This window comes from Calidithermus chliarophilus DSM 9957, from assembly GCF_000430045.1.
GTDB classification, from domain to species: Bacteria; Deinococcota; Deinococci; order Deinococcales; family Thermaceae; genus Calidithermus; species Calidithermus chliarophilus.
The window spans coordinates 439,642-444,331 of the sequence record NZ_KE387023.1; the positions used below are offsets into that span (position 1 = coordinate 439,642).

Below are 4,690 nucleotides of genomic sequence, written 5' to 3' on the forward strand. Positions count from 1 at the left end.
CCGGTGTTCGGGGTAGCTGGGGCAAGCTCCAGCAGTACAGCCAGGTCAAGGTCCCGCCCCGCTCCCAGCCCGGGGGCGAGGTCGTCACCCCCGAGGGAAATGGAGTTAAGGTTGGGCAGAACGAAAAGGTTGAGCCCCTGAGGACGAACTCGCAGAAACAAGGCGTGGCGAGCACCCTAGTTCCTCAAGGCCTTACCGCTGAGCAATTCGCGTGGCTCTCATCCTACGTCCGACAGAACGTTAGCCACATTAGCGATGACATTCGGGTACATGGTAGCCGGGCGGCGGGTACCGCCCGGCTTGATTCCGACCTCGATATTGCTATACGAGTCAGTTCGTCAAAGTTTGACAACCTAATCAAGGCCTTCTTCAAGTCACCTAATCCAGGCAGCGCAGCAGAACGAACGATGTTACATGCTGTCAGAAATGGAAAAATATCCGCTGGTGAAGCAGGCTTGAGGCCGTTGCGGCGTAAACTAATTGAGGAATTGGGAATGAAGGTTGACATCTCGGTAGTTCGTGAGGGAGGGCCTTTCGATGCCGGACCGTGGATTCCTCTACGTTAGGAGGTAGCATGCGGGATTATTACGCGAAGATTTACGTCGATGGGGATCTGAGTTATGAACAACTGGCATCAGATCTGGAAAACTTATTTGGCGTTGAAGCCCGCACGAGAGCTATAGATCTTGATAAGGGCACGATATATATCGAGGAAAACGAAGACTTTGACGCCCGGCTTCGTTCAAATCCGGAAGATGGCTTCCTTTTTTACCGATACATTTTGGATGTTGAGCCCTTGGTTGAGCTTGGTCAGCAGAATGCACTAGATCTCGTCACTACGCTGCTCAACCATTTGTGGTCTAAGCGGATTCGCGCGGTTGCTGCATGTGGTTATGAGGACCTTCTTCCTGAAGCACCAATTTGATCCCCATACCAGCGAATAGGGGCCAATACGCGGGAAGCATGGCCAAAGTACTGCTGCAGCCCTCGCCGAGCTCCTGCCTACCCAGGGCAGGACCCGCTCCTTCGACGAGAGCTGGGTGTCCGAGTTGAACCGTAGAATCAAGGGGAGGAAATAGCAATGCCTAAGGAACCCAGCTATGAGATCAAGAGCTGGCACCACACGATCAAGGGGCACACCCTGGCCGAGATCTTCAAGGCTGTGGACCGCCGCGAGCAGGTGAGCGGCGAGCTCGTCGACCGGCTGTGCCTGGGGGTGCTGCGCACCTCCTACCCCGAGATCCCCGAGGAGGACCACCCCTGGATGCTCGAGCACGTCCGCGGCGGGGTGGACACCTTCCTCCACGCCGCCAACTGGGACTACTTTAAGCACCTGGCCCGGAGCGAGTACGAGGACCTGGTGCTCGTCCCCGAGATCATGCGCGCGGCCAAGATCCTGTAGTGGAAGGAGCAAAGAACTATGTGAGCTGATAGATTTCGTTAGTAATCGACGATGAACCCAGATATGCAGTTGTACTGTGCGATTTTCTGCGATACCTCAGTCTCATCGAACGATTTGGAAGGCTAAATACTTGAAGCCACCTAAGCAACGTGGGAATTTTCACTGATCTTGGCAGGTGTTCGTGGGAACCGCGATCATACGGCTAATACCGGATTCAAAAAGATAGTCATCCGAACCAAAGAGACCCAGAGGCTATCTTTTTGAATCCCAGAGCACACCCCTCCCTGACGGCCGGCGAAGCAAACGTCTCCCTTCCAAGGGGCGCTACCGCCCTCCGCTACGCGGATAACTTCGGTCGGCCGCCCCGCCTTGGCGGGGCGGCGTCACCGAACGGTGACGGACTGACCGAATCTGGTATAACCTGCCTCAAAACACACTTTCTCGAGCGTCAACGGCAAACCCCCGAGTACCGGCGAAGCGCTAGGGGCCTGCGGCCCTCCACCCGGGCTGCGGGAATTCGTGGCAAGCGCGAGAAGAGCGCCTACCAGCCCGGGTCGCGGTTGTGGTCGAGGAAAGCCTGCCGGGTCTCGGGGTGGTCGGCCAGCGTCTGGGCAAGTTCCCCGACCATGCGCGCGGCCTCCTGGCGGAGGAGGCGGGCCTTCTCGGCCTGCCCGAGGGCGGCGTAGGCGTCGGCCAGGGCGCGGCGCAGCTCGAGGGCTTCCAGGGGTGGGAGACGGTGCTGCTCGAGCTGGCGTTCGGCTTCGGCGAGCAAGTCCGGGTCAACCGACCCCAAAAGGGCATGGGCCGCGAGCCTGAGAAACAGGGTGGGCAAGGTGGGCGAGTCCTCGGCCTGGGCAGCGGCCTCGAGTGCCCTCTGGGGGTCGCCGAGGGCGAGCAGGATGCGGGCTTTGGCCTGCCAGAAGAAATTCTCGCGGACGTGGTCGAAGCTGGCCCCCGAACCCCGCAAGGCTTCGAGCCGCTCGAGCGCGGCAGCCGGGGCGCGGAGGGATTCCAGGCGAGCTTGCAGGGTCTCGAACTCCGCCCTGTGCTGGTGCGGTTTTTCACCGAGCAACCCGGCGACCTCCCGCAGCGCTTCGCCTGTTGCTTGCACATCGCCGAGCTCGAGGAGGAGCCCGGCCAGGATCAGGCGGTGGCCGACCCGTGCGTTGAGTTCGCCCACCCCGTCCACCAGGCGGATGGCCTCGCGCGCTGCCGTAATGGCCTCGCCGAGCTGGCCGGCCCCGCGGTGCAACGCGCTGTGCTGGGTGAGGAGCTGGGCGGTGTGCGAAGGACGGTTCATGGGCCGTGTCACCGCAAAAGCTTCCTCCAGCAAGGGTTTGGCCCGGTCAAACTCTGCCCGCTCCAGATAAATCTCGATCAGGTTGGTGAGGGCATTGTAGAGCAGCACCGGAAAACCGGTTTCTCGAGCCCGTACGATCGCCCGCTCGAAGAACCCGATGGCCTGGTCGGTCTCGCCCAGGCTGGTGGCGATGATGCCCGACGTCGCCAGGGTGCGAACCTCACCGCGGGCGTACCCGACGGTGGCGTAGATGCGCGTCGCCAGATTGTTGTGGTGAGCGGCGGCCTGGTAGTCGCCCTGATACCAGCAGCATACGGCCAGCGCTGCCTGGAGCACCCCTGCCGTATAGGAAACCTCACCTGCCAGGAGGTCTAACCCTTCCAGGTAGCGGCTCCTCGCCTCCTCCAGACGCCCCAGGCTCGTCAGCACATCGGCGCTGCGGTGAAGGACCTGAACGCGACGCTCCGGCGGGAGGTCCGGCTGGGCCAGCAACTGCTGGGCGATGCTGAGGGCCTGGTCGTATTGATCGGTGGCGTGGAAAAAAGAGACCTGCTCCGCCAGCGCTTTGCTGACGAGCAGAGGATCGGCCAGCCGGGTGGCGATTTGCTGCATGGCCTCGAGGTCGGCGCTGGGCTGTGCTGAGTCCCGCAGGGCATACCAGCAGTCGAAGCGCCCGGCGTGCGCCTGAAAAGCCTCGCGGTCGTTCAGACCAAGCTCCAGCGCTCGACCGTATAAGTTACGAGCTTCGCCCCAGGCATACAGCTTCTCAGCGACCCTGGCCGCCTTCACGAACCACGAGGCCGCTTCCCTGGGCTTCCCGGCCTGCTCGAGGTGCTCGGCGATGCGGGCCGGCTCGCCGCCCAGGCGCTCGAGGCCCGCCGCCAGCTTGAGGTGGAGCAGCCGCCGGCGCTCGGGGGAGAGCGCCTCGGCGAGCGACTGCGCGAAGAGGTCGTGGGTGAAGCGGTAGCCCCCCGTGGGCATGGCCTCCAGGATGCGCGCCTCTGCCGCCCGCTCCAGCGCCTCCAGCGCCTCCCACTCGGTGAGGGCGGTGGCCCCCTGCAGGGTCTCGGGGCGGAAGCCGTCGCCCGCCAGGCTGGCGGCCTCGAGCAGCCGCCGCGCGGCCTCGCCCAGGTTGCTCACCCGGCGCAGCACCGCCTCGCGCACCGAGGCGGGGACGGGCAGCTCGCGGTAGTCGGTGGTCTCCTCGTCGTAGGGGGTCTCCCAGCCGCCCTGCGCGTTGACGCTCAAGAGCCCCGACTCGAAGAGGGTCTTGAGGGTCTCGAGCACGAAGAAGGGGTTGCCCGCGGTGGCCCGGTAGAGCCGGCGCGAGAACAGCCGCCCCTCCCCCGAGCCCGACATCCGCCGCACGAGCTCGAGCAGTTGGGGCTCGGCCAGGGGCTCGAGCTCGATCAGCACCCCCTGGCCCGACTCCAGCAGCGACCGCAGCAGCGCCTCGGCCTCGGCCCGCAGCTCGCCCTTGCGGAAGGCCGCCAGCAGCCCCCGCCCCCCGCCCCGCTCGCGGAAGCGCTCCAGCGCGTACAGCCCCATCTCCAGGCTGGCGGTGTCGAAGAACTGCACGTCGTCGCTGAACAGCGCGGCCTTGTCCCGGGTGGCCAGGTCGCAGAGCTCGGCGAAGGCCTCGTACAGCCGCAGCCGCTCCTCCTGCGAGCGCAGGGGGGGCGGGGGCCGCTCGCCCAGCTCGGGCACCAGCCGCGAGAGCTCGAGGCGCGCCCAGGCGGGCAGCTCGAGGCCGGGGTTCTCCTGCAGCATCTCCCGCACCGCGCGGCTGAGGGTGGCGAAGGGCACGCCGGGGTCGGTGGGGCGCCCCCGGTTGGTCTGCAGCGGGCCCTTCGACAGCGCGAAGTCGCGGGCCAGGCGGCTCTTGCCCACCCCCGGCTCGCCCGTGAGCACGACCAATTGCCGGGCGGCCCACGCCGCCTCCATCCGCTCCCACGCCGCCTCGCGCCCCACCAGCGGCGGGCGCAGGG

At 65.0% G+C, this 4,690-nt stretch carries 4 protein-coding genes; 3 read left to right on the forward strand and 1 reads right to left on the reverse strand.

The features are described from left to right. The 3 genes from MEICH_RS27715 to MEICH_RS0102200 all read left to right on the forward strand — a co-directional run. Positions 1 to 566 (forward strand): nucleotidyltransferase domain-containing protein (locus MEICH_RS27715; RefSeq protein WP_174422428.1); only part of this gene is annotated, 566 nt, incomplete at its 5' end. Positions 567 to 574: 8 nt separating this feature from the next. Beyond that, the gene (locus MEICH_RS28345) at positions 575 to 925 is read left to right on the forward strand and encodes a class I SAM-dependent methyltransferase (RefSeq protein WP_157202571.1); all 351 of its coding nucleotides are present in this window, start codon (positions 575 to 577) and stop codon (positions 923 to 925) included. Between the two features lie 156 nt (positions 926 to 1,081). Continuing rightward, positions 1,082 to 1,402 (forward strand): hypothetical protein, encoded by a 321-nt coding sequence (locus MEICH_RS0102200; RefSeq protein WP_027891265.1) that lies wholly within the window; start codon positions 1,082 to 1,084, stop codon positions 1,400 to 1,402. 541 nt (positions 1,403 to 1,943) lie between these two features. On the opposite strand, the gene MEICH_RS23145 is transcribed toward MEICH_RS0102200, so the two are convergent. Beyond that, positions 1,944 to 4,690: ATP-binding protein (locus MEICH_RS23145; protein ID WP_036218174.1), on the reverse strand; the 2,747-nt coding region annotated here is incomplete at its 5' end.